This window comes from Larkinella harenae (assembly GCF_054780515.1).
This window is the reverse complement of record NZ_BAAGWE010000001.1, coordinates 839,758-859,483: the sequence shown is the minus strand read 5'-3', so window position 1 is coordinate 859,483 and position 19,726 is coordinate 839,758. Positions and strand designations below refer to the sequence as shown.

Here is a 19,726-nt window from a genome sequence, read left to right as displayed (position 1 = left end):
ACTATTTCATCCATTCAAAATAAAAAGTCGATCCTTTACCCAGCTCCGATTTGAGCCAGATCTGCCCGCCCTGTTCTTCCACCAGCATTTTCAGGATGAATAGCCCGACACCCGTGCTGGTTTCGTTCTGTGCCGAATTGGAGGTGGTTCGAAACAGTTTGAAAATGGCTTCGTGGTCGTCTTCCGAAATACCCGGGCCGTTGTCTTTTACGTAAAACTCGATCCAGGGGCCGCGATCCTGGCAGCCGATTTCGATGATTCCCTCGGCTTTATCATTGTACTTGATAGCATTGCTGATCAGATTCTGAAAAACCTGGTGCAGCTTTATTTTTCGGGTCTTTAATTTGGGTAATCTATCTTTAATTTCGATGGAAATATGTTTGGGCGGGAAAATTAACAGCGCAATCTGCTCCACCAGCTCCTGCACATCCACCTCTTCGACGGTTTGCTGGGCCACATTTTTCCGCGAATATTCGAGCAACGAATTGATCATTTCGGACAAGTGATAAGCCGCCGACTTCGAGTGGCCCACGTATTCCTGAATTTCTTCCCGTGGCACGTCCTCCTCCTCGTTCCGCATTTCCAGCAACGACAGCGCAGCAATCATCCCAACCAGGGGCGACTTCAGATCGTGGGCGACGATGTAAACAAACTTTTCCAGTTGTTTATTTATTTTTTCGAGTTGCTGAGCAGTTTGCTTTAGTTCCTGCTGGTAATGATACAGTTGCTCAAAGACATTGACCTTGGCTTTGGTGACGTTAACGTCCAACGGTTTTTGAAGGTAATCGACCGCTCCTTCACCAAACCCTTTTAAAATATATTGTTCTTCCTTGTTAATCGCCGTGACAAAAATGATCGAAATATCTTTGGTTTTCGGATTTGACTTCAGCAGCCGGGCCACCTCAAAACCGTCCATTTCGGGCATCTGAACATCCAGCATGACCAGCCCGATGCGGTCGTTTTTCAGGGCGTGGCGCAGGGCTTCGTTGCCGGAAGTTGCTTTTATAAATGTTCGCTGTTCGCTGGCCAGCATTTCTTCCAGCACCAGCAAATTCTCCTCACGGTCGTCAACCAGCATGATTGTCATGTCCGGGGCGCTGTGCGTTGTAGTCATTGGTTCTAAGAGGATTAATCGTTGAGTTTTTATCTGCTTGCAATACGTGTTTTCAAATAAGATGCCATTTCCTGCGGAGTCATGATAACCGCCTTCGGATTGTGTTCAATGGCGGTTTGGGGCATGGCCGGGTATTCGGCCGTTGCCGGGTCCTGCACCAGCGCCAGACCGCCCGCGTCCAGAATGGCCTTCAACCCGGCGGTTCCGTCCTGATTGGCCCCACTCAGCAATACCGCCACCGTTCGTTCGGCAAACACCTGCGCGATGCTCTCAAACGACACATCAATCGACGGGCGGCTGTACCGAACCGATTCGGAATAGTCCAGGCTGACCGTTTCGTCCGCTTCAATCAGCAGGTGATAATTCTGCGGGGCCAGGTAAATCCGCCCCGGCCGAAGCACCTCTTTATCGTCGGGTTCTTCAACGGCAATACCGGATTCTTTGTTCACCAAAACGGTTTCCAGACTGCTGGAGACATTTCTCAGCCGGTGCAACACAATAATGACACAACACTGAAAATTTGCTGGCAGAGCTTCCAACAGTACCGTTACAACCGGTATGCTCCCTGCCGAGCCGCCAATGGCCAGCACGGTAAATCGGTTCATCGGTTTTAAGGGTTAGAACTAATCGTTACTTTTTCCGTCGGTATATGCGAACAGCCGGATTGACCACGTCAAACTGGTGCCGAATATCCGAAAACAAGAGCGACTCTTTCATGCCAAGCGCCAGATAGCCCAACGGAGTCAGGCTATTGCTAAACAAGGTCACGACCCGATTCTGCAACTGTCGGTTGAAATAAATCAGTACATTCCGGCAACAAACCAACTGAAACTCATTGAAAACCTGATCGGTCGCCAGATTATGAATGGCAAATACCAGGTTTTTCCGGTATTCTTTGTGAATGATTGCATTTTCGTATCGAGCTGTATAATACGACGAAAAATCGTTTGTACCGCCCGACTGAATGTAATTTGCGGTATATTCTTTCATGTTCTGCAAAGGCACAATTCCCTGACGCGCCCGCTCCAGATTGGCCGGATTCAGATCGGTTGCGTACAAACGGGTCCGCTCAAGCAACCCCGCTTCGTGCAACAGAATCGCCATTGAAAATACCTCTTCGCCCGTTGAGCACCCCGCATGCCAGATCTTGATGGTTGGATACGAGGCCAGTTTGGGCAAAACCGTATGGCGTAACTCCTTGTAAAAAGCCGGATCGCGAAACATCTCCGTTACGTTGACCGTCATCGACTCGATAAACCACGCAAAAAACTGGCTATCATTCGTCAACTGGTACTTCAGCTCATAGGCCGTCGCATAACCTGCCTTCTGCATACAACGGGCCACCCGACGCTGGAGTGATGCCCGCGCGTAATCGCCAAAGTCGTAGCCATACTGCCCCCGAATAAGCTGGACCACTTCTTCCAGTTCGTCGGGCGAAAGATGAATGTGTGCACCCGTGCTCATACCTTCACCGATAACCACACCCGCATCAGGGAAAGCAGTTTTCCGCTGTCGATGGGTTTGGTAATGTAATCCGACGCCCCGGCTTCGATGGTTTTCTCCCGATCGCCGGGCATGGCTTTGGCCGTCAGTGCAATAACCGGCAGATGGATCATTTTCATATCGTTGCGAATCCGCCGTGTCGCTTCATACCCGTCCATTTCGGGCATCATGACATCCATCAACACAATGCTTGTGTCGGGATTTTGCTGTAATAATTCCAGGGCTTCTTTCCCGTCCACGGCCGTCACCACCTCCATCTGCTGTTCTTCCAGCAGCGTACTGAGGGCAAAGATGTTCCGCATGTCATCGTCGACCAGCAATACTTTTTTACCCTGTAAACTCTGATCGTCGATTTTTGTCAGCGGTTTCGGCAACTCTTTTGTTTCCACCTCCTGCACTTTATACAAAAATAGCTCCAGCTCGTCCATCAGCCGGTCAATGGCCTGGGAGGATTCCCGGATCACCACATCCGAGAGTTTCTTCAACTGCCATTCGTCCGACGGGCTTAGGTCCTTATCCATGTAGATAATTACCGGCAGCGGTTCCGACGGCATGGCTTCGCGCAGTTCTTTCAGTTGCTGCACCCCCTGCTGCAAGTCTCCGCCCATGTCCACAATCAGGCAGTCATACGGTTGCTGCTTCAATTTTTCCAGGGCTTGGGCATTGGTAGTGGCATAATCGCATTCCAGGTCAAACTGACGCTCACCAAACACCCGGTGCAACGAATCGTCATTCAGGTAATTCCCCGACAGAATCAGCACCTTTTTGATCTGGCCCTGCAAATGATCGCTGATTCGCCCAAACGCCTGTTCCAGATCGTCCTTGTCAACGGGTTTCCGGATGTAAGCCAAGGCATTGCTCATGCCCGCCCGGGGCTCATCGGCCGCCGACATCACGTGCACCGGAATGGATTTCAGATTGTCATCATTCTTCAACCAGTTGATCACGCTCCAGCCATCAATCACCGGCAGCTGCATATCCAGAATAATGGCCGACGGCTTGTACTTCCGGGCGTAATGAATTCCTTCGTCGCCCCGTAGCGCTACCACGGTTTTGTACCCTTTGCCGCGGGCAAAATCCTGAACCACGGCTGCAAACCCCGGATCATCTTCCACAATCAGCATGACCTTATCGCCTTTCTGCACCGCATCCCGGTCATCATTCAGCGTATTTTGTTCGATAATATCCTCCGGCAAATGGGTTAGAACGACGGTTTTTTCCGGTTCTGGCGCTACCTTCCTGGGTGCTTCGCCCGCCGACGCTTCGGTCAACGGCAGGTAAACTGTAAACGTACTGCCCTGCCCTTCCTGGCTTTGCAACCGCATTTCTCCGCCCATGCGTTTGACCAGCTCCTTGCTGATCGAAAGCCCCAGCCCCGTACCGCCATACTTCCGGCTGGTCGATCCATCGGCCTGCTGAAAGGCTTCAAAAATCACCTGCTGCTTAGCCGGCGGAATGCCAATGCCTGTATCCGTTACGGCAACCGCCAGTAACCGCCTGGCTTTCTTCAGCGGTTCATTCGTAAAACCGCTCATGGGTGTCAAAGACTTGAACGAGAGTGTAACCGTGCCCCCCTGTGGTGTAAATTTGAAAGCGTTCGACAACAGGTTTTTGATCACCTGCTCAAGGCGCTGTTTGGCGATAAACAGGTGTGTCGGTACGGAGTCGTCCACTTCCGTCACCAGCCGGACTCCTTTTTGTTCGGCTACCACGGTGAACAACTGCTCCTGGTCGTAAACAATGCCACTGACCGACGCATTTTCGGCGTCCATGTCAATTTTTCCGGCTTCGATTTTGGACAGGTCCAGAATATCATTGATCAGGTTCAGCAAATCCGAGCCCGATTTATGAATCACGTTGGCGTATTCAACCTGTTTGCCTGTCAGGTTGCTGGTTTTGTTTTCCGCCAGCATTTTAGCCAGAATCAGCACACTGTTCAGCGGAGTTCGTAGCTCGTGCGACATATTGGCCAGAAACTCCGATTTGTACCGGCCGGTTTCTTCCAGCTCCCGGGCTTTCAAAACCAGGGTTTGCCGCGCCACTTCAACGGCTTCGTTTTTCTCTTCCAGCTCGGTATTGATCTGGCGCAACTCTTCCTCCTGCACCTTCAGCTCTTCTTCCGAAGCCTGCAGAATTTCGGCCTGCCGCATTAATTCTTCATTCGATTGCCGGAGTTCTTCCTGCTGGTGTTCCAGTTCTTCTTTCTGATCCTGAACCTGTTCCAGCAGTCGGCTTACTTTCCGGCGTGCATCGGCCGCATTCAGGGCGATGGCAATGTTGTTGGCAACGGTTTTCAGCAAGTCCAGCTGCGTGGGACTCAACGGCTGAAAAGCCGCCAGTTCAATCACACCTTTGAGTTCCTTTTTATACCAAATTGGCAAAAGAACCACCTGTACCGGTCGGGCCTGCCCGCTGCCCGACTGAATGGTCCAGTAATCGGCTGGCAGGTGATTAACCACCATCACTTCGTGTTCGGTGGCCGCCTGGCCAACCAGCCCTTCCCGCAAGCCGTACGTTTTGGTTACCTGCGCCGGTAGAGCAACCGACGCATTCAGTTCCAGCCGCTCGTTTTCTTCGTCGTAGCAGTAAAAACCGCCCGCCTGAACTTCCAGATAACGCACAATTCGCACCAGCACCGCCTTCGCCAGTGAATCCGATTCGCCAACGCCCTGCAACGAATCGTTCACTTGCGCCATTCCCGTCAGCATCCAGTTTTTCTCCTGGCTGGCCTGATTGAGCTGCTCCAATTTGTCAAAATTCTGCTGCAAATCAATTTCAGCCTTCTGCCGTTTCTTCATTTCGAAGGCAAACAGGTACGAGATAACGCTCGCTAAGATCAGCAAAAATAAGGCCCCAAAAATAAAGACGTTGATTGCCTGGTTGACGGCTTTGTCACTGTCTTTTTCCCGGTTCGACAAAAGCAGTTCCTCGGCGGTTACCATTTCATCGAGCTTATTCCGGATGCGGTCCATCCGCAGCTTTTCGCCGTCGGTCACCTGAATGATGTCCGCCCGGGTATAGTGACTGGCATCTGTTCCTAACTCCCGCCAGTATTCCAGCAAATCCTTGATAAGGCTTTCTACTTCAAACGCCCGCTTTGTCTGCTCGGGACTATCCACCACCAGCTCACGGATGTTTTCGGCCGACGGTTCTATTTTGCTGATGGCTTCGTAGTATGGCTTTAAAAACCGTCTTTCGTTGGTAGCCCGAAACCCCCGACGCCCCGTTTCCATATCAAGAACCAGCTGCTCGGTAGTTGCGATCTGCTTCAAAACCCGGTAGCTGTGCCGAACCCACTGTGCTTCGTCAATCTGATTCTGAATCGTGCGGAAAGCGATAGTGGCCAGCATCACGAGCAGAAAAAGGGCTAGACCAATACCGATATACAACCGTTTGATCAACGAAATTTTCATAGGGCCAATTACGGGAAATTAGTTAGGATGATAATCTGCGTCCCAAAGGACGCCAACCACCCGAAATTTTAAAAATACGCGTATCATTCCGGCGCTTTTTTTGTACATTAAATTCCGGTGAAATAGCATTTAATTTATACTAAAGGGCAAAAATCATACCGTTATTGTTACTATATTCACGAAATAAAACACCTATCGACTCCTTCTAAATCTAATTTCCAGCCTCAATTACCAGACAAAGAAGTCATAAAAATTTTGTACTGTTGTCCTAAATTCGCGTTCACATTTCTACTTTACCTTGTTTCCGTGCTTCCGCATCGCCAACATGAATGAATTGACTGCATCAAAATCCGGAAAAGCTAAGCTGGCAGCTCAGGTTCTGATTGTGGAGGACAACCTGATTAATCAGACTTTTTTGGTGACCCTCCTTCGCAAATACGGTATTACAAGTGCGGTGGTTGGCAATGGGTTAGAAGCGGTCAATTTTCTTAAAACGCAGACGGTCGACCTGGTGCTGATGGACATTCAGATGCCGGTCATGGACGGTCTTGTTGCCACCCAGCACATTCGGGGGCAATTGGGCCTCGCTACCCCGGTTGTGGCCGTAACCTCCAATCCAGAATACGATGCCCGGCCCCGCTGCCGGGCAGCAGGCATGGACGATTTTTTATCGAAACCGATTCAGCGAAAACAATTGGAAGCGATACTGGATCGTTTTTTGAACCTTAATGGTGTTGAACCCGCCTTGATCGACCAATCCTATCTCCAGGAGATAACCTCCGGCGATAAAGCACTCTTGATAGAACTGATTACTTTTTTCCAGAAGGACCTGCCCATCAATCAGTCGGCCCTTTTCAAAGCCCTGGAAGAACATAACCGTACCGAGTTCGATTACGTGGCCCATCGTTTCCGTTCATCCCTGAATTCACTGGCCATGCTGGAAGCAGCCGCCAACCTGAAAAAACTGGAAAAAAATACGCTCATGACGGATGAACAGATTGCAGAACGGCTGACGATTTTGTTCGAACACATCGCCCTTGGCCTGAAAGCCCTGAATGAGCAGATCAAAGAAGCGTAACGTTCCCGAACACGTCGGCGCTCTTGGGCTTTTACTGCGGAAAAGACAGCATGATGCACACAGGAATGAAAGCCGGTATACCCGGAATTAAACTCCCCGCCTGGCGGACGAGCTGGTAAGGTACAACGGCGATAGACAAAAAACAGGGCGCTACTTGGTAGCGCCCTGTCCAATTCGTCCGTGCTGGTTACAGCAGAAATTTTAGGCGGATGACTTCTTTTTCGTCCAGATACCGCCACGAGCCCCGCGGCAGTTCTTTTTTCGTCAAACCCGCATAAACCGTCCGGTCCAGCTTGGTTACTTCGTAGCCAAAATGTTCAAAAATCCGGCGAACAATGCGGTTTCGACCACTGTGAATCTCAATACCAACCACGTGGGCGTCCGGCGTTACAATGCTCAGATCGTCGGGTTTGACAAAACCGTCTTCCAGTTCAATTCCGTCGCGGATGGCTTCGAAATGTTCGTCGGTAATCGGCTTATCAATTTCAACCTGATAGACTTTTTTGATTTCATTGGACGGATGGGTCAGCTTTTCGGCCAACTCGCCATCATTTGTCAGCAGCAGCAAACCCGTCGTATTCCGGTCCAACCGGCCAACCGGGTAAATCCGGTACGGCGTCGCACCAGCCACCAGCTCCATCACAGTATGACGGTCGTTCGGGTCGTCGGTGGTGGTGATGTAATCCTTCGGTTTGTTCAGCAACACGTAGGTCATCTTCTCCGGATTCAACACCCGGTTGCCGTATTTGACCACATCGGTTGGCTGAACTTTGTAGCCCATTTCAGTTACCACTTTCCCATTCACGCTCACATCGCCCTGCGCAATTAGCGCATCGGCGTCCCGGCGCGAACAGATTCCGGCGTTGGCAATATACCGGTTCAGCCGGATCAACCCCGACTCGTTGTCCTGCGAATCGACCCGCTCACTGCGACCAACCTGCTGACCCGGTCTTTTTCCTCTGGTATCGCGAGTTCCCCGGCCTTTGAAGGCCTTGTCTCTCATTTTATCGATGTTATACTCCGGAGCCCGTGAAAGGCCAACCCGGCGTTCACGGCTGTCTTCGACCTGCCGCCGGTAGGCGTCATCGCCTTCGTCCCGACGGGGCCGTTCGAAACGGTTTTCCCGATCATCCCGACGCGGCCGGTCCGATTGGTTCCGGTCGAAATCCCGACGCGGGCCACCGCCTTCAAAGCGGCTTCGGTTATCGTTGCGGTCAAACCGTCCTCTGTCTGAACGAAAACCCCGGTCGCCATCGCGTGGTTCGCGGGCGGGGGCATCGTCATTGGAAAATCGACCACGGCCAGTCCGCTCACCGTATCCCCGCTCGTTTCCAAACCGGTCGTCCCGGCGTTCAGTTCCTTCCGAACGATTTCCGCCAAACCGAGGCCGGTCACCGAACGAACGCTCTCCGCCAAATCGGTCATTTCCTCTCTCGCCACGCTCAAATCGGTCGTTTCCGCGACGGTTATCGCGATCGTCATTCCGTGGTTCCCGCGACCGGTCAAAATCCCGGCGTGGACCACCTCCTTCAAAACGGCTTCGGTTATCGTTGCGGTCAAACCGTCCTTTGTCTGAACGAAAACTCCGGTCGCCATCGCGCGATTCGCGCGGCCGATCGAAGTCCCGACGCGGCCGATCGCCCTCAAAACGACCTTCGCGGGGGCCATCATTCCGGGGGCGGCCCCGTTCAGCCCGATCAAAAGAACGGCGTTCGTCGTTGCGTGGACGATCGTCGCTGCGCTCGAAACGCGGACGTTCGGGACGGCCCTCCGGACGGCCCTGATCAAACCGACGACCGGTTTCTGACAAACGTTCTCCGCGTGGTTTATCGAAACTCCGTTCCCGGCGTTCATTCCCCGCATTGGTATCCCGACGATCCGTATCCCGACTGAATTTGCTATAAAATTTATTGGATGATTCAGATCGTCCTGACCCTTCTCTCCGGTCTCCCTGACGACCTCCTGATTCTTCTCTGCGCTTGCTCATGGATGTTGCAGTATCACTACTGTAGTTATTGTAGATGCGATTGATTTTCAGCCTGTTTCAATTTACATTGCTGAAATGGGCTGCAAAGTTAGCGTATTTTACCGTAACTTCTGACTTTGTGTCAGAAATGGAACGTAATTTCGCCCGAAAACGATTCCGGGATTTAGTAAAATTTCAAGATTGTTTCCAAAAATGGCTTCCTCTACTACTTCGATACAACCTGACCCTAAAAAACCACTCTGGAAACCCGACCGGCGTCTCATCGACCAATCGCAGATGAAGCGGTATCTGGACTGGCTTTTTGTCAAAAAAGGACTTTACTTTCGCGACTACCACGACCTCTGGGATTGGTCAACCACCGATCTGGAAGATTTCTGGCTCAGTATCTGGCAGTTTTTCAATGTGCTGTCCCACCGGGATTTTCAGGAGGTGCTCGAAAAGCCTGCTTCAGGCATGATCGGAACGCGCTGGTTTACCGGTGCCACCCTCAATTATGCCGAGCATATTTTCCGAAATAAAACCAACGAACGCCCGGCCATTCTCTTTCAATCGGAGCAAAAACCGCTGACCACCCTGAGCTGGGCCGAGTTGGAGAAACAGGTAGCCGCCCTGGCTCAGTTTCTGCGCGACAACAACGTACGGCCCGGCGACCGCGTGGTGTCCGTTTTGCCCAACAGCCCGGAAGCCGTGGTGGCGTTTCTGGCCACCAACAGCGTGGGGGCGGTTTGGTCGAGTTGTTCACCGGATTTCGGCATGGCCAGCATCGTCGACCGCTTTCAACCCATTGAGCCCAAAATTCTGTTCGCGGTCGATGGGTATACATACAACGGCAAGACCATTGATAAAGCCGATGCATTTTACGATTTACAGTCGGCCCTCCCTACGTTAAAACAGGTGGTCTGGGTGCCGTATCTGCATGCAAACTTCGAACCCTTGAGCCACCCCCGCAGCCAATCGGTTCGCTGGGGTACGGTTTTAAAAAATCATCGCAACGCTACGCTGACCTTCGAGCCGGTGCCGTTTGACCATCCGCTTTGGATTTTGTATTCGTCGGGCACTACGGGCAAACCCAAAGCCATTACCCACAGCGTTGGCGGTTGTTTACTCGAACACTTGAAAGCACTCGCGTTGCACCAGGATGTTCAGCCCGGCGACCGGTATTTCTGGTATTCGACCACGGGCTGGATGATGTGGAATTACTCCGTAGCCTCGCTGTTGGTCGGTGCTACGCTGGTTCTGTACGACGGTTCGGCGGGGTACCCAACCATGGACGTACTCTGGAACCTGGCCGAGCGCGCCAAAATCAATCATTTTGGGGCCGGGGCAGCTTATTTGCTGGCCTGTATGCGGGCGGATGTTTCCTACAGTGCAGCCAAACTATCGTCGCTGCGCACGATCGGCTCAACGGGATCGCCCCTGCCACCCGAGGGTTTCCGCTGGGTCTATGAATCGATCAAGAAAGATGTCTGGCTCGTTTCGCTCAGTGGCGGCACCGACGTTTGCAGCGGTTTTGTGGGGGGCTGCCCCACGCTTCCGGTCTACGAGGGCGAAATTCAATGCCGGATGCTGGGGTGCAAGCTCGAGTCGTTCAACGAAGACGGCTATCCGGTTCGGAATGAGCTGGGGGAAATGGTCATCCTGGAACCCATGCCATCAATGCCCCTTTATTTCTGGAAAGACCCTGACCACGAACGTTACCGGTCCAGTTACTTTGAACAGTACGAGAACATCTGGCGCCACGGCGACTGGATACAGATTACAGACCGTAAAACCGTGATCATCTACGGGCGCTCCGATGCCACCCTCAACCGCGACGGCGTCCGAATCGGAACCAGCGAAGTTTATAGCGCTGTCGAGAGCGTTCCGGAAGTAGCCGACAGCCTGGTGGTTTGTCTGGACCTGCCCGGCGGACGGCAGCTTATGCCGCTGTTTGTGGTCTTGAAAGAGCCGACGAGCGAAACCGCTACGGAACTGGATGAGCCAACAGCCCAGAAAATCCGGCAGGCGCTCCGGACCCAGTACAGCCCCCGCCATGTTCCGGATGTGATCTACCAGGTAACGGCAGTGCCGTATACAATCAGCGGCAAAAAAGTGGAAGCGCCCATAAAAAAGATCCTGATGGGCCTCTCGCCCGAGCGGGTCAGCAACCCCGACACACTCCGGAATCCGTCGGCACTGGAACCCTATATTCAGCTGGCCAACACCCTGAAATCGGATTTGCTGGTTAACTAGGAGGGCCGGAATAAATTATCTATCTTTCATTCTGCTTCAGCAAACAATTTACGGGTCTTTTTACGTTATGCAGAAGTTACGTTTCCACGGGTTACCGGACGACTCCGTTTCGTTGTTGCCTTAAATTGCTGGTCCATTTTATCCACTCTCACGCACTACTCTTAGCTCGTGGGCACATTTTGTTACTATGAGAGAACCTGAACGTGAAAAAATCCAGAATGACAAAGCAACCGTCCGGTTGCCAATGTTACTGGGCATTACGCTGGCAGCCGGTATGTTGATTGGCGCCACGTTTTTTGGGGGTGGCAAAAGCCTTAATAACATTGGGCGCGGCTACTCGAAATTCAAGGAAGTCCTGCAACTGATTGAAAACAACTACGTCGATTCGGTTAACACGGAAGAACTGGTGGATTACTCCATTTCCAAAATGCTGGAAAAGCTTGACCCGCACACTACCTACCTCAATCCGCAGGACGCCGTGGCCGCCCGTACCCAGCTGGAAGGCGGTTTTGACGGCATCGGGGTTGAATTCAATATTTATAAGGACACGGTTTATGTGGTGACGCCAATGGCGGGCGGGCCTTCCGAAACCGCCGGTATTTTGAGCGGAGACAAGATCATCAAGGTAGACGACACCGAGATGACCGGCAATAAGCTCGACAATGCGCTTGTTTTTAAGAAGTTGCGAGGCAAAAAAGGCACCGACGTCAAACTCGTTATCCTGCGGAAAGGGGAGAAGAAACCGTTGACATTCACGGTACAGCGAAACCGGATTCCGACATATTCTGTCGATGCAGCTTATATGATCGATAATCAAACGGGCTACATCAAGGTGAACCGCTTTTCGGAAACCACCTATGACGAGTTTAAAAAAGCCCTGGGAATGCTCAAACAGAAAGGCATGAGCCAGATGGTACTCGACCTGCGCAACAACCCCGGCGGATACATGGACCGTGCCACCAGCCTGGCCGATGAATTTATCTCCGGCGAAAAACTCCTGGTTTATACCGACGGCAAAGATGACCGCTACGACCGCCAGACCAAGGCCCGCATCGCCGGTCAGTTTGAAGATGGCCCGGTCATCGTGCTGGTCGACGAGGGCAGTGCGTCGGCATCGGAAATTGTAGCCGGGGCCTTGCAAGATCACGACCGGGCGTTAATTGTGGGGCGTCGGTCGTTCGGAAAGGGACTGGTACAGATGCCGGTGATGCTCTCCGATGGTTCGGAGCTGCGCCTGACGATTTCCCGGTATTACACCCCAAGTGGCCGCAGTATTCAAAAACCGTATACCGTTGGCCACGGTGAAGATTACGAAAAAGAACTGGAAGCCCGTTCGAAAAGTGGCGAATACTACATTGCCGACAGTATCAAGAACAACGAAAAATACAAGTTCAAGACTACGGGCGGACGCACGGTTTTCGGAGCAGGTGGTATCACGCCCGACGTATTTGTTCCCCGCGATACGCTGTTCATGACCAAATATCTGATTCAGTTGTTTAACAAAAACATTGTGCGGGAACAAGCGATGGAATACGCCAACGATCACCGCAAACAACTGGAAAAAGACGGTTTCGATCATTACAAAAAGCATTTCGTGATTACGCCCGCCATGATGAAGCGGCTGACGGACGATGCTGCGATGCAGGGTATCAAGTACAATGCCGCAGAATTTAAACGGTCGGAAAAATACATTCAGACGCAGTTGAAAGCCTATATTGCGCAATATGCGTGGCGGAAAGGCCACCGCGACGGCCTCAACAACGAGTTTTTCGAGATGATCTCGGAGAATGACGAAACGTACAAAAAAGCGCTGACGCTCTTTCCGCAGGCCCGAAACCTGGAGCGCGGTAACTACACGTCTCAGAAATAAAGAAGGGCGGGGTTGATCCCCGCCCTTTTTAGTTGGTCAGTAACCGAAACGGTTTCATCAAACCGTAATCCAATTGCTGGTAATCGTGGCCGGGTGGATAAACGGCTACGCCCCGAAACAACCAGGGCGACACCAGGCCCGGCTTCGGATTGCGGTGGTGCGGTCCCAGCAGGTTTTTATTGCTGCCAATTACCCGAACTGTCACGTCGTTTTTACCGCTTCGCAGCAATCCGCCAAGCGGCAGTGTATACGGCGGATAGGCGATGATTCCGGCGGTTTTTCCATTCACCACGACCTCGGCAACGGTGCCAGCCCACTCGTCCAACTGCACGGTATAGGACTTGGTAACCGTCGAAAGCGTGTACGTCTGGGTATACTCAGCCCCCCGGCCAAAAAAGGGCCACCCCTGCTTTTTCCAGCTCCCGATCTGAAGCGGTTTCCCGGGAACAATCTGCCAGCCTTTAGCCGCCGACTCCAGCGCAAAATCGCCCCGAATGTAGACTGGTTCAATTTCGGCATATACCCGCATCGGGTTCACAATTACTTCAATTTCGTTCACACCCGGCCGGACCTGGGCACCAATCGGATACACCCAAAACGACCGGTCGAGCCACCACTGCCCCGGCTTCGCCTGAACCACCTGGCCGTTGATTTTGATAACCTTACGAATACCGTTGCTTTCAACAACGGCTTCCCAGCCCGCCGGTTTGACACCTTCTGCTACAATAAACCGGTACACCGTCCGATAGCCCGTTCCGGCTGTAAAGGTATCTCGGGCGATGGTCCTGGTTTTGTACTGCACCGATGTGTTCCAGGGATTTCCCGCCTTAAAACCGTGTTCTTTAAATACCCAGTCAGTAGCCGCGTAAATCTGAATATCCCGGCGAGTACTGTCGCCTACTGTTACGTCGCAGAAATCCAGCGTCAGAACGTTCGGCTCAACGGCTTTTACCCTTGTCGGCCCGGCTGCGGGCATCTCTTTTGCGGGCAATGGTCTGGCAGTTAAAACCGCTCCTTTCGCTGGTTGATTACTGACAAACAGCAACTTGCTTCCGGCGGGCGGCAGCGCAAGATTCAGCACCACGAATTCGCTCTCTTTCTGGTGCGGAATCAGCCGAATCGCGCCCGTAAACGCATCCATTTCGTAAACCGATTGGCCTTTCAAGGCAACCCGGCAGTGTGTCGAATCAGCCAGATCGGCATTCACGCTGAATAAAAGTTGTCCATCGGTCAGCACCCGGCGCTGGTGGTAAAATTTTCCACCCCTTGGCTCGCTCCGGATTTGCCACTCGGGGTTGGGCAGTAGCTGGCGGAAGTTTTTCGGCTCCCAGGCCGGGAACCGTTGCCAACTGGCCGTATTTCCAACGCGGCTTTCGGCTCCAACTGCCTTGCCGTCGATCAGTTCCCACTTACTAAAATCCAGCACTTTTCCGCCGTTGGCGGCATATGTTTTCAATAAATCTGCGGTTTTGCGGTCGAGGTTTTCCAGCAGGGGCGGCAAAATCACCACGTCGTAGGCCCGCTGCCCAACCCGAAAAGCCGCCTTTTCCACCGCTCCGTGGTTTTCAATGATATTTTCCGAACCCAGATCGTACTCAATCTGCTCCTTCTCCAAGGCTGTTACAAACCGCTGAAACTCCTGCCCCACCCGATCCATGTCCGGATTCCGGCCCTGCCGACGGTAATACATCCAGGCCGTCGTCGACGGTTCGAGCACCAGCACACGGTTGTCCTGTTTGCCCGCCGAAAGGGCCAGTGAAAGCCGACGGAAGTAGTCGTTCAACTGACGATAATGCGGCCACCACGGTTCGTGGTACGAAAAGGAGGGCGGATAGTCGTATTTGCGCGCGCCCTTAATCGTGGCATACGACAGGTGCTGGTTCATGTAGTTGACGCCCAGTACGTACTCCCAGTCGCCCAGCCGTTTGAAGTCCTGAAAGGTGACTTCCCAGCCGCCCCCGCCGTAGGTTTCGCTCAGCGTGCGCGACTTACCCAGTTGATTGGCGACACTCGCCAGTTCCTTCACCGACCGGATGTTGCCAAACTGCGCGTGGTGGCTTTCTTCGTTGAACTGGTTGAACAGCATATCGATGGCCGGACGCTGATGCCAGGCATACATCGCCATGTTGTCGCCCCCGTTGTTTGGGTTGGGCCATTCGTGCTCCCAATAATGGCCGGTCCATTCCAGATTGTGCTGCTCGCAATAGGTATACCACGGTTTGGCCCAGCGATCAATAAACAGGTTCAGCAGCGTCTGGTAATAGTTGTGTCGCACTTGCTTCCAGGGGCCAACTTCTTCCCAGAGCGCGGGCAGATGGGGTTGCAAATCGTAGCCCCACCGCTTGCGGAACTGCTCGAACAGGTCGGGTGTCCAGCGAATGGTCCCGTTACCGGGTGCTTCGATGTTGGGTTCATCCGTAAAAACCCCTTTGATACTTTTCCCGAATTCGGCCTTGAAATGTTTTTCGTATCCCCGCGTCATCGTCACATCGATGAACTTTTCGGTAACGCCGGGTTTCAGCAGGTCAACGTAGGAGAAGCCGCCGTACCAGGGCGATTTGTTGTAAAACGCTTTGGCAAACAGGGCATACGTACCGGTTTTTCCGCGCTCCGTCTGCCAGTTTGCGGTAACATTGGTCCAGGTCTCACCTTCTTTTTTCAGGATGACCGGAAAAACCGCAGCCGAATCCGGCACCTGACGGGCCCTGATCCAGCGCAATCCCTGCCCCTCATTGGATGATTCGGGGTATTGATCCGGCACGTGGCCACCCGCAAAACCGCTGGGGTACGAATTTTCGTCGTAAATCCACAATTCCATACCCTTTTCTTTACTGCGCTGCAGGGTATGGCGGTACAGATCGAACCAGTCCTTCGACAAATATTCCGTGATCATGCCCGGTCGGGGATGCACAAACACGCCCCCAAAACCGGCCTGATGCAAATCGTTCAGCAGGGTATCGAGCTGGCTTTTCCGCATCCGGTCGTTCCAGACAAACAGCGGGCCGCTGCCGTAGGCCGACGCCGGATTCGCAAACTGCGTTTTTAACTCGTTCCAGGACTGGGCCGCGGGCTTATTCACCGCTGGTTGAGGCTCAGGCCGGGAGCCCGTGGACAAAAAAACGAACGCGCAGGCGCCCAGCGAAACGCCCCAGGAAAGGGCGTACCGCATAAAATGCCGCTTTACCATAATCAAAAAGGGTTAGTTGGGAATAAATCCTTCTCTGTCAGTTCGGTGCATCGGATGAAAATGAATAAACACCCGAGCCCGATTCGTAAACGGCGTAACCGTTTTCGGTGCGTAAAAACCGTAGCTCCGGAACTTCGCTGGCCGGTTTACCGCTTTCCTGCACCGCACTATTGGCCTTGGCAGGCACCCAGATTTCGGCTTGGACGTTGGGCGGAACGCTCACCTGCCACTGAAAACGACCGTTCTCAATTTTCCAGTCACTGCCAATTTTACCGCGAACCGATGCGTAGTGCCCTTTGGCCCAGGTCAGGTCCTGCGTGGGTTGTGGTTTCAGTTGGACTCGTTCAAAACCCGCTGCGAGGGGATTAATACCGAGTAGCGAGCGGTAAAACCATTCGGTGGCTGAGCCGAACATGGGGTGGTTCTGGGAGTACACATTGTCGGAATAGGCCCAGGTTTCCCAGATGGTCGTTGCTCCCTTTTCGAGCATGTATCCCCAGCCCGGAAAATCGCGCTGGTTCATAATTCGATAAGCCAGGTCGTTGCGGTTTTCGGTGCGCATCACGTCAAACAGCATCTTGGTCGCAAAAAGACCGGTCGATACGTGGCCCTTATGCCGGGCAATCTCCTCCTCCAATCGCTGAAAAGCCGCGGCTTTTTCCGATTCGGGCGCAAAACCGTACCAGAGTGCAAACACCTGGGCCGACTGCGTGGCGTTGTCAAACCGTCCGGTGCGCGGCACCAGGTAGGTTTGCAGAATCGCTCCTTTGGTTTGTGCAGCCCGACGCGCGTATTTCGTTGAATCCTCGGTTTTGGCCAGTAAGCCCGCAAATTCAGCGGCCAGCCTCAGGTGATGGTAATAAAACGAGGACGCAGTCAACGCTTCCGGCTTGGTGTCCAGCGCTTCGTGATCGCTGATGTCCTGATGAAACAAACCGTCCTGGGCGCGGGTGTGCAAATACTCCATCTGACGAACCAGCGCAGCATAATTTTCTTCCAGAATGTTCTTGTCGCCGTAAAATAGGTGAAGCTGTTTCATCAGATACGGAAACGCCAGTTGCCAGCCCAGCGGCCCGGAACCGCTGTCTTTCGGCCCCCGGTCGGCGATGCCCACAAACGGCGCCGTTTCGGGCATACCACCCTCCGAACGCTGGTCGTTCACAAAATCCCGTACGGCTTTCCGGTAAAAATTAGCCATATCAAAATGGTAGATAAACGCTTCCGACGTAGCCATGATATCACCGCCGTACCCGAGCTTTTCGCGCGCCGGGCAGTCGGATTGAACACTGAAAACGTTGCTCAGGAACGTCCACTCCGTCACGGCATTCAGCCGGTTGAACAGCTCGTTGGAGCAGGCAAAGTCACTGGCATCGGCCAGATCGCTGTTCATCCGCAGGCCTTCCAGATCGTTCAGGGTGGGTTTACCGGGCCAGCCGGTTACTTCAACGTACCGGAAACCGTGGAACGTAAACCGCGGATTCCAGACTTCACGGCCATTTCCGTGCAGGATGTAGCTGTCTTCCTGCCAGGCAACCGGCGGAGCACCCGGCCCTCCGCGTCCGGCGACTTTGATCTGACCGGCTACGGTGGTCATTACATTCAGCGAACCGTCTTTATGAATATCCTCTCCGTACCGCAGCGTAATGTGCGTTCCGGCAGAACCCTGCACGCGGATCCGCGCGACACCCGCAAAGTTCTGTCCCAGATCAAAAACGAACACACCCGGTTTGGGTTCGGTAACCGCCACCGGCTTCAACACGTTGGTCACTCTGACGGGTGGCTGCATCTGGGCGGTCAGTGTACCCGACGGTCCGGCCACCAGCGTGGCTTTCTTCCAGTTCGATCCGGGTTGTCCGGCGGTGTTCCATCCGTTACTTTGTTGGCGCGCATCGTAGTGTTCGCCCAGGTACACGCTATTGCGCAGAACCGGCCCCGGAGCCGTCTCCCAACTCTCGTCGGTGGTAACCCAGTCAACCGACTCATCAGCATAGCGCACCCGGATCTGGGCTTTCACGCACGGGCGACCGGTTTGCTGGACGTCCCGTAGATTGAACCGCCCAAAAAGCCGCAACGGCAGCGGATTATACCAGCCATTCCCGAGCATGATTCCGGCAACGTTTGGACCGGAGCGCAGCAGCGACGTGACGTCAAAAACCGAATACAACACCTGTTTGCCATAGGCCGTCCAGCCCGGGTCAAGAACCTGATCGCCCACCTTCTGGACGTTCAGGTAGGCTTCGTAATAACCGACTCCACTGATGTACAGCCGGGCCGAGCTAATTTTCTTTTTTGCCGTAAATGCTTTCCGGAATAGCGGCATGGGATCGGCCTGGTAAAAATCTTCATCCCGGTCAAACGGTTTTTGGTCATCACCGATCCAGCGGGCCTGCCAGTCAGACGGTTTCAGCAGCGCGGTTTCAAACCAGGCCGGCGCACTCCAGGCCGACGGCTGGCCGTTCTGATCGTACACCCGAACCCGCCAGTAATACCGGGTAAACGGTTGTAACGCCTGCCCGCTGTAAGCAATGTGCAGACTTTGGGGAGATGCGATCTTGCCGCTTGCCCAGGCCGTTCCGCGATTGGCGGTCAGGGCTTTCAGATCATCGCTCACGAGCAGCTCGTAAGCGGTTTGCCGCTGGTTTCGCTGATCGGCAGAGAGTGTCCAGCTCAACCGGGGCCGGGGCGTATCAATGCCCAGCGGATTCGACCGGTATTCGCAGGTGAGCTGGTCGGGACGCATTAAGGCGGCTGCCCGTAACCCGGACAGGCAGCCGCTCTGGAGAACAACCAACCAAATTGAAATCAAAACCTTGCTGTGCATAGTCGTTAGCAATTTTCGTGCGCCGGTTCAATCGCCGAATCAGCACACGGAAATCGCTCATCGCGAATTAGTAACCCGGATTTTGGGCCAGAGCCGTATTGCGCTGCAACTCGGTAAAAGGAATCGGAAAGAGTAGTTTTTCGTTGGAAACCTGATACGCATTGGCCGGAATGCCCGAATCGACCGCTTTGACTTTCGCACCGTAGACCGTCATGACCGGAATAACTTGCCCCTTCCGGAGCAAATCCAGCCAGCGGTGGTTTTCGAAAGCCAGTTCTATTCGCCATTCTTTGGCAATGGCAGCCCGTAAAGCCGTTTGACTTCCGGCGGTTGGTGCGGGTAACCGGCTCCGTACCTGGCTTACATAAGGCAATGCGTCCGCTGATTTACCCTGTTCGTTCAATGTTTCGGCCACTAGCAGCAACGCATCCGAATACCGGTGCACCGGCCAATTGTTGTCTGTATTGAGCGCCAGCCAGCGTGTGCGGATGCAGGATAAGTAAAAAAGGCTGGCTGCATCG

General features: G+C 53.4%; 11 protein-coding genes. 3 read left to right on the top strand and 8 right to left on the bottom strand.

What is annotated here, in order from left to right:
* Position 1: 1 nt before the first annotated feature.
* Genes ACYVH9_RS03525 through ACYVH9_RS03510 form a run of 4 tightly spaced genes read right to left on the bottom strand, consistent with a single transcriptional unit; the run spans position 2 to position 6,030 of the window.
* Positions 2 to 1,114, bottom strand: a complete 1,113-nt coding sequence (locus ACYVH9_RS03525) for a sensor histidine kinase (protein ID WP_460634910.1) — start codon at positions 1,112 to 1,114, stop codon at positions 2 to 4.
* 29 nt (positions 1,115 to 1,143) lie between these two features.
* Positions 1,144 to 1,719: a chemotaxis protein CheB gene (locus ACYVH9_RS03520; protein ID WP_460634909.1), complete on the bottom strand. Its 576-nt coding sequence runs from the start codon at positions 1,717 to 1,719 to the stop codon at positions 1,144 to 1,146.
* A 25-nt stretch (positions 1,720 to 1,744) separates the two neighbouring features.
* Entirely contained in the window at positions 1,745 to 2,578 is an 834-nt protein-coding gene (locus ACYVH9_RS03515) for a CheR family methyltransferase (RefSeq protein WP_460634908.1), read from the bottom strand.
* A complete protein-coding gene (locus ACYVH9_RS03510; RefSeq protein WP_460634907.1) occupies positions 2,575 to 6,030 on the bottom strand; it encodes a response regulator in 3,456 nt (1,151 codons plus the stop codon). Before ACYVH9_RS03510 ends, ACYVH9_RS03515 begins: the two co-directional genes overlap by 4 nt.
* A 325-nt stretch (positions 6,031 to 6,355) precedes the next feature.
* Between ACYVH9_RS03510 and ACYVH9_RS03505 the strand changes: the two genes are divergently transcribed.
* Positions 6,356 to 7,108: a response regulator gene (locus tag ACYVH9_RS03505; protein ID WP_460634906.1), complete on the top strand. Its 753-nt coding sequence runs from the start codon at positions 6,356 to 6,358 to the stop codon at positions 7,106 to 7,108.
* Positions 7,109 to 7,295: 187 nt separating this feature from the next.
* Here ACYVH9_RS03505 and ACYVH9_RS03500 read toward each other — a convergent pair whose 3' ends face one another.
* Positions 7,296 to 9,095 carry a pseudouridine synthase gene (locus ACYVH9_RS03500; RefSeq protein ID WP_460634905.1) on the bottom strand — a complete coding sequence of 600 codons (1,800 nt, stop codon included), beginning with the start codon at positions 9,093 to 9,095 and terminating at the stop codon, positions 7,296 to 7,298.
* 192 nt (positions 9,096 to 9,287) lie between these two features.
* Here ACYVH9_RS03500 and ACYVH9_RS03495 point away from each other — a divergent pair, with 192 nt between their 5' ends.
* Both ACYVH9_RS03495 and ACYVH9_RS03490 read left to right on the top strand, forming a co-directional pair.
* On the top strand, positions 9,288 to 11,327 hold the full coding sequence (locus ACYVH9_RS03495; protein ID WP_460634904.1) for an acetoacetate--CoA ligase: 2,040 nt from the start codon (positions 9,288 to 9,290) through the stop codon (positions 11,325 to 11,327).
* Between the two features lie 187 nt (positions 11,328 to 11,514).
* On the top strand, positions 11,515 to 13,197 hold the full coding sequence (locus tag ACYVH9_RS03490; RefSeq protein ID WP_460634903.1) for a S41 family peptidase: 1,683 nt from the start codon (positions 11,515 to 11,517) through the stop codon (positions 13,195 to 13,197).
* 28 nt (positions 13,198 to 13,225) lie between these two features.
* Here ACYVH9_RS03490 and ACYVH9_RS03485 read toward each other — a convergent pair whose 3' ends face one another.
* From ACYVH9_RS03485 to ACYVH9_RS03475, 3 genes are all read right to left on the bottom strand, one after another.
* Positions 13,226 to 16,384, bottom strand: a complete 3,159-nt coding sequence (locus ACYVH9_RS03485) for a glycosyl hydrolase (RefSeq protein WP_460634902.1) — start codon at positions 16,382 to 16,384, stop codon at positions 13,226 to 13,228.
* Positions 16,385 to 16,421: 37 nt separating this feature from the next.
* The gene (locus ACYVH9_RS03480; protein WP_460634901.1) at positions 16,422 to 19,205 is read right to left on the bottom strand and encodes a family 78 glycoside hydrolase catalytic domain; all 2,784 of its coding nucleotides are present in this window, start codon (positions 19,203 to 19,205) and stop codon (positions 16,422 to 16,424) included.
* 67 nt (positions 19,206 to 19,272) lie between these two features.
* The gene (locus tag ACYVH9_RS03475) at positions 19,273 to 19,680 is read right to left on the bottom strand and encodes a RagB/SusD family nutrient uptake outer membrane protein (RefSeq protein ID WP_460636440.1); all 408 of its coding nucleotides are present in this window, start codon (positions 19,678 to 19,680) and stop codon (positions 19,273 to 19,275) included.
* Positions 19,681 to 19,726: the final 46 nt, after the last annotated feature.

What these genes read in the sequence shown, in the direction of transcription:
- ACYVH9_RS03525 (WP_460634910.1), bottom strand. Translation starts at nt 1,114, where the DNA reads ATGACTACAACGCACAGCGCCCCGGACATGACAATCATGCTGGTTGAC.
- ACYVH9_RS03520 (WP_460634909.1), bottom strand. Translation starts at nt 1,719, where the DNA reads ATGAACCGATTTACCGTGCTGGCCATTGGCGGCTCGGCAGGGAGCATA.
- ACYVH9_RS03515 (WP_460634908.1), bottom strand. Translation starts at nt 2,578, where the DNA reads ATGAGCACGGGTGCACACATTCATCTTTCGCCCGACGAACTGGAAGAA.
- ACYVH9_RS03510 (WP_460634907.1), bottom strand. Translation starts at nt 6,030, where the DNA reads ATGAAAATTTCGTTGATCAAACGGTTGTATATCGGTATTGGTCTAGCC.
- ACYVH9_RS03505 (WP_460634906.1), top strand. Translation starts at nt 6,356, where the DNA reads ATGAATGAATTGACTGCATCAAAATCCGGAAAAGCTAAGCTGGCAGCT.
- ACYVH9_RS03500 (WP_460634905.1), bottom strand. Translation starts at nt 9,095, where the DNA reads ATGAGCAAGCGCAGAGAAGAATCAGGAGGTCGTCAGGGAGACCGGAGA.
- ACYVH9_RS03495 (WP_460634904.1), top strand. Translation starts at nt 9,288, where the DNA reads ATGGCTTCCTCTACTACTTCGATACAACCTGACCCTAAAAAACCACTC.
- ACYVH9_RS03490 (WP_460634903.1), top strand. Translation starts at nt 11,515, where the DNA reads ATGAGAGAACCTGAACGTGAAAAAATCCAGAATGACAAAGCAACCGTC.
- ACYVH9_RS03485 (WP_460634902.1), bottom strand. Translation starts at nt 16,384, where the DNA reads ATGGTAAAGCGGCATTTTATGCGGTACGCCCTTTCCTGGGGCGTTTCG.
- ACYVH9_RS03480 (WP_460634901.1), bottom strand. Translation starts at nt 19,205, where the DNA reads ATGCACAGCAAGGTTTTGATTTCAATTTGGTTGGTTGTTCTCCAGAGC.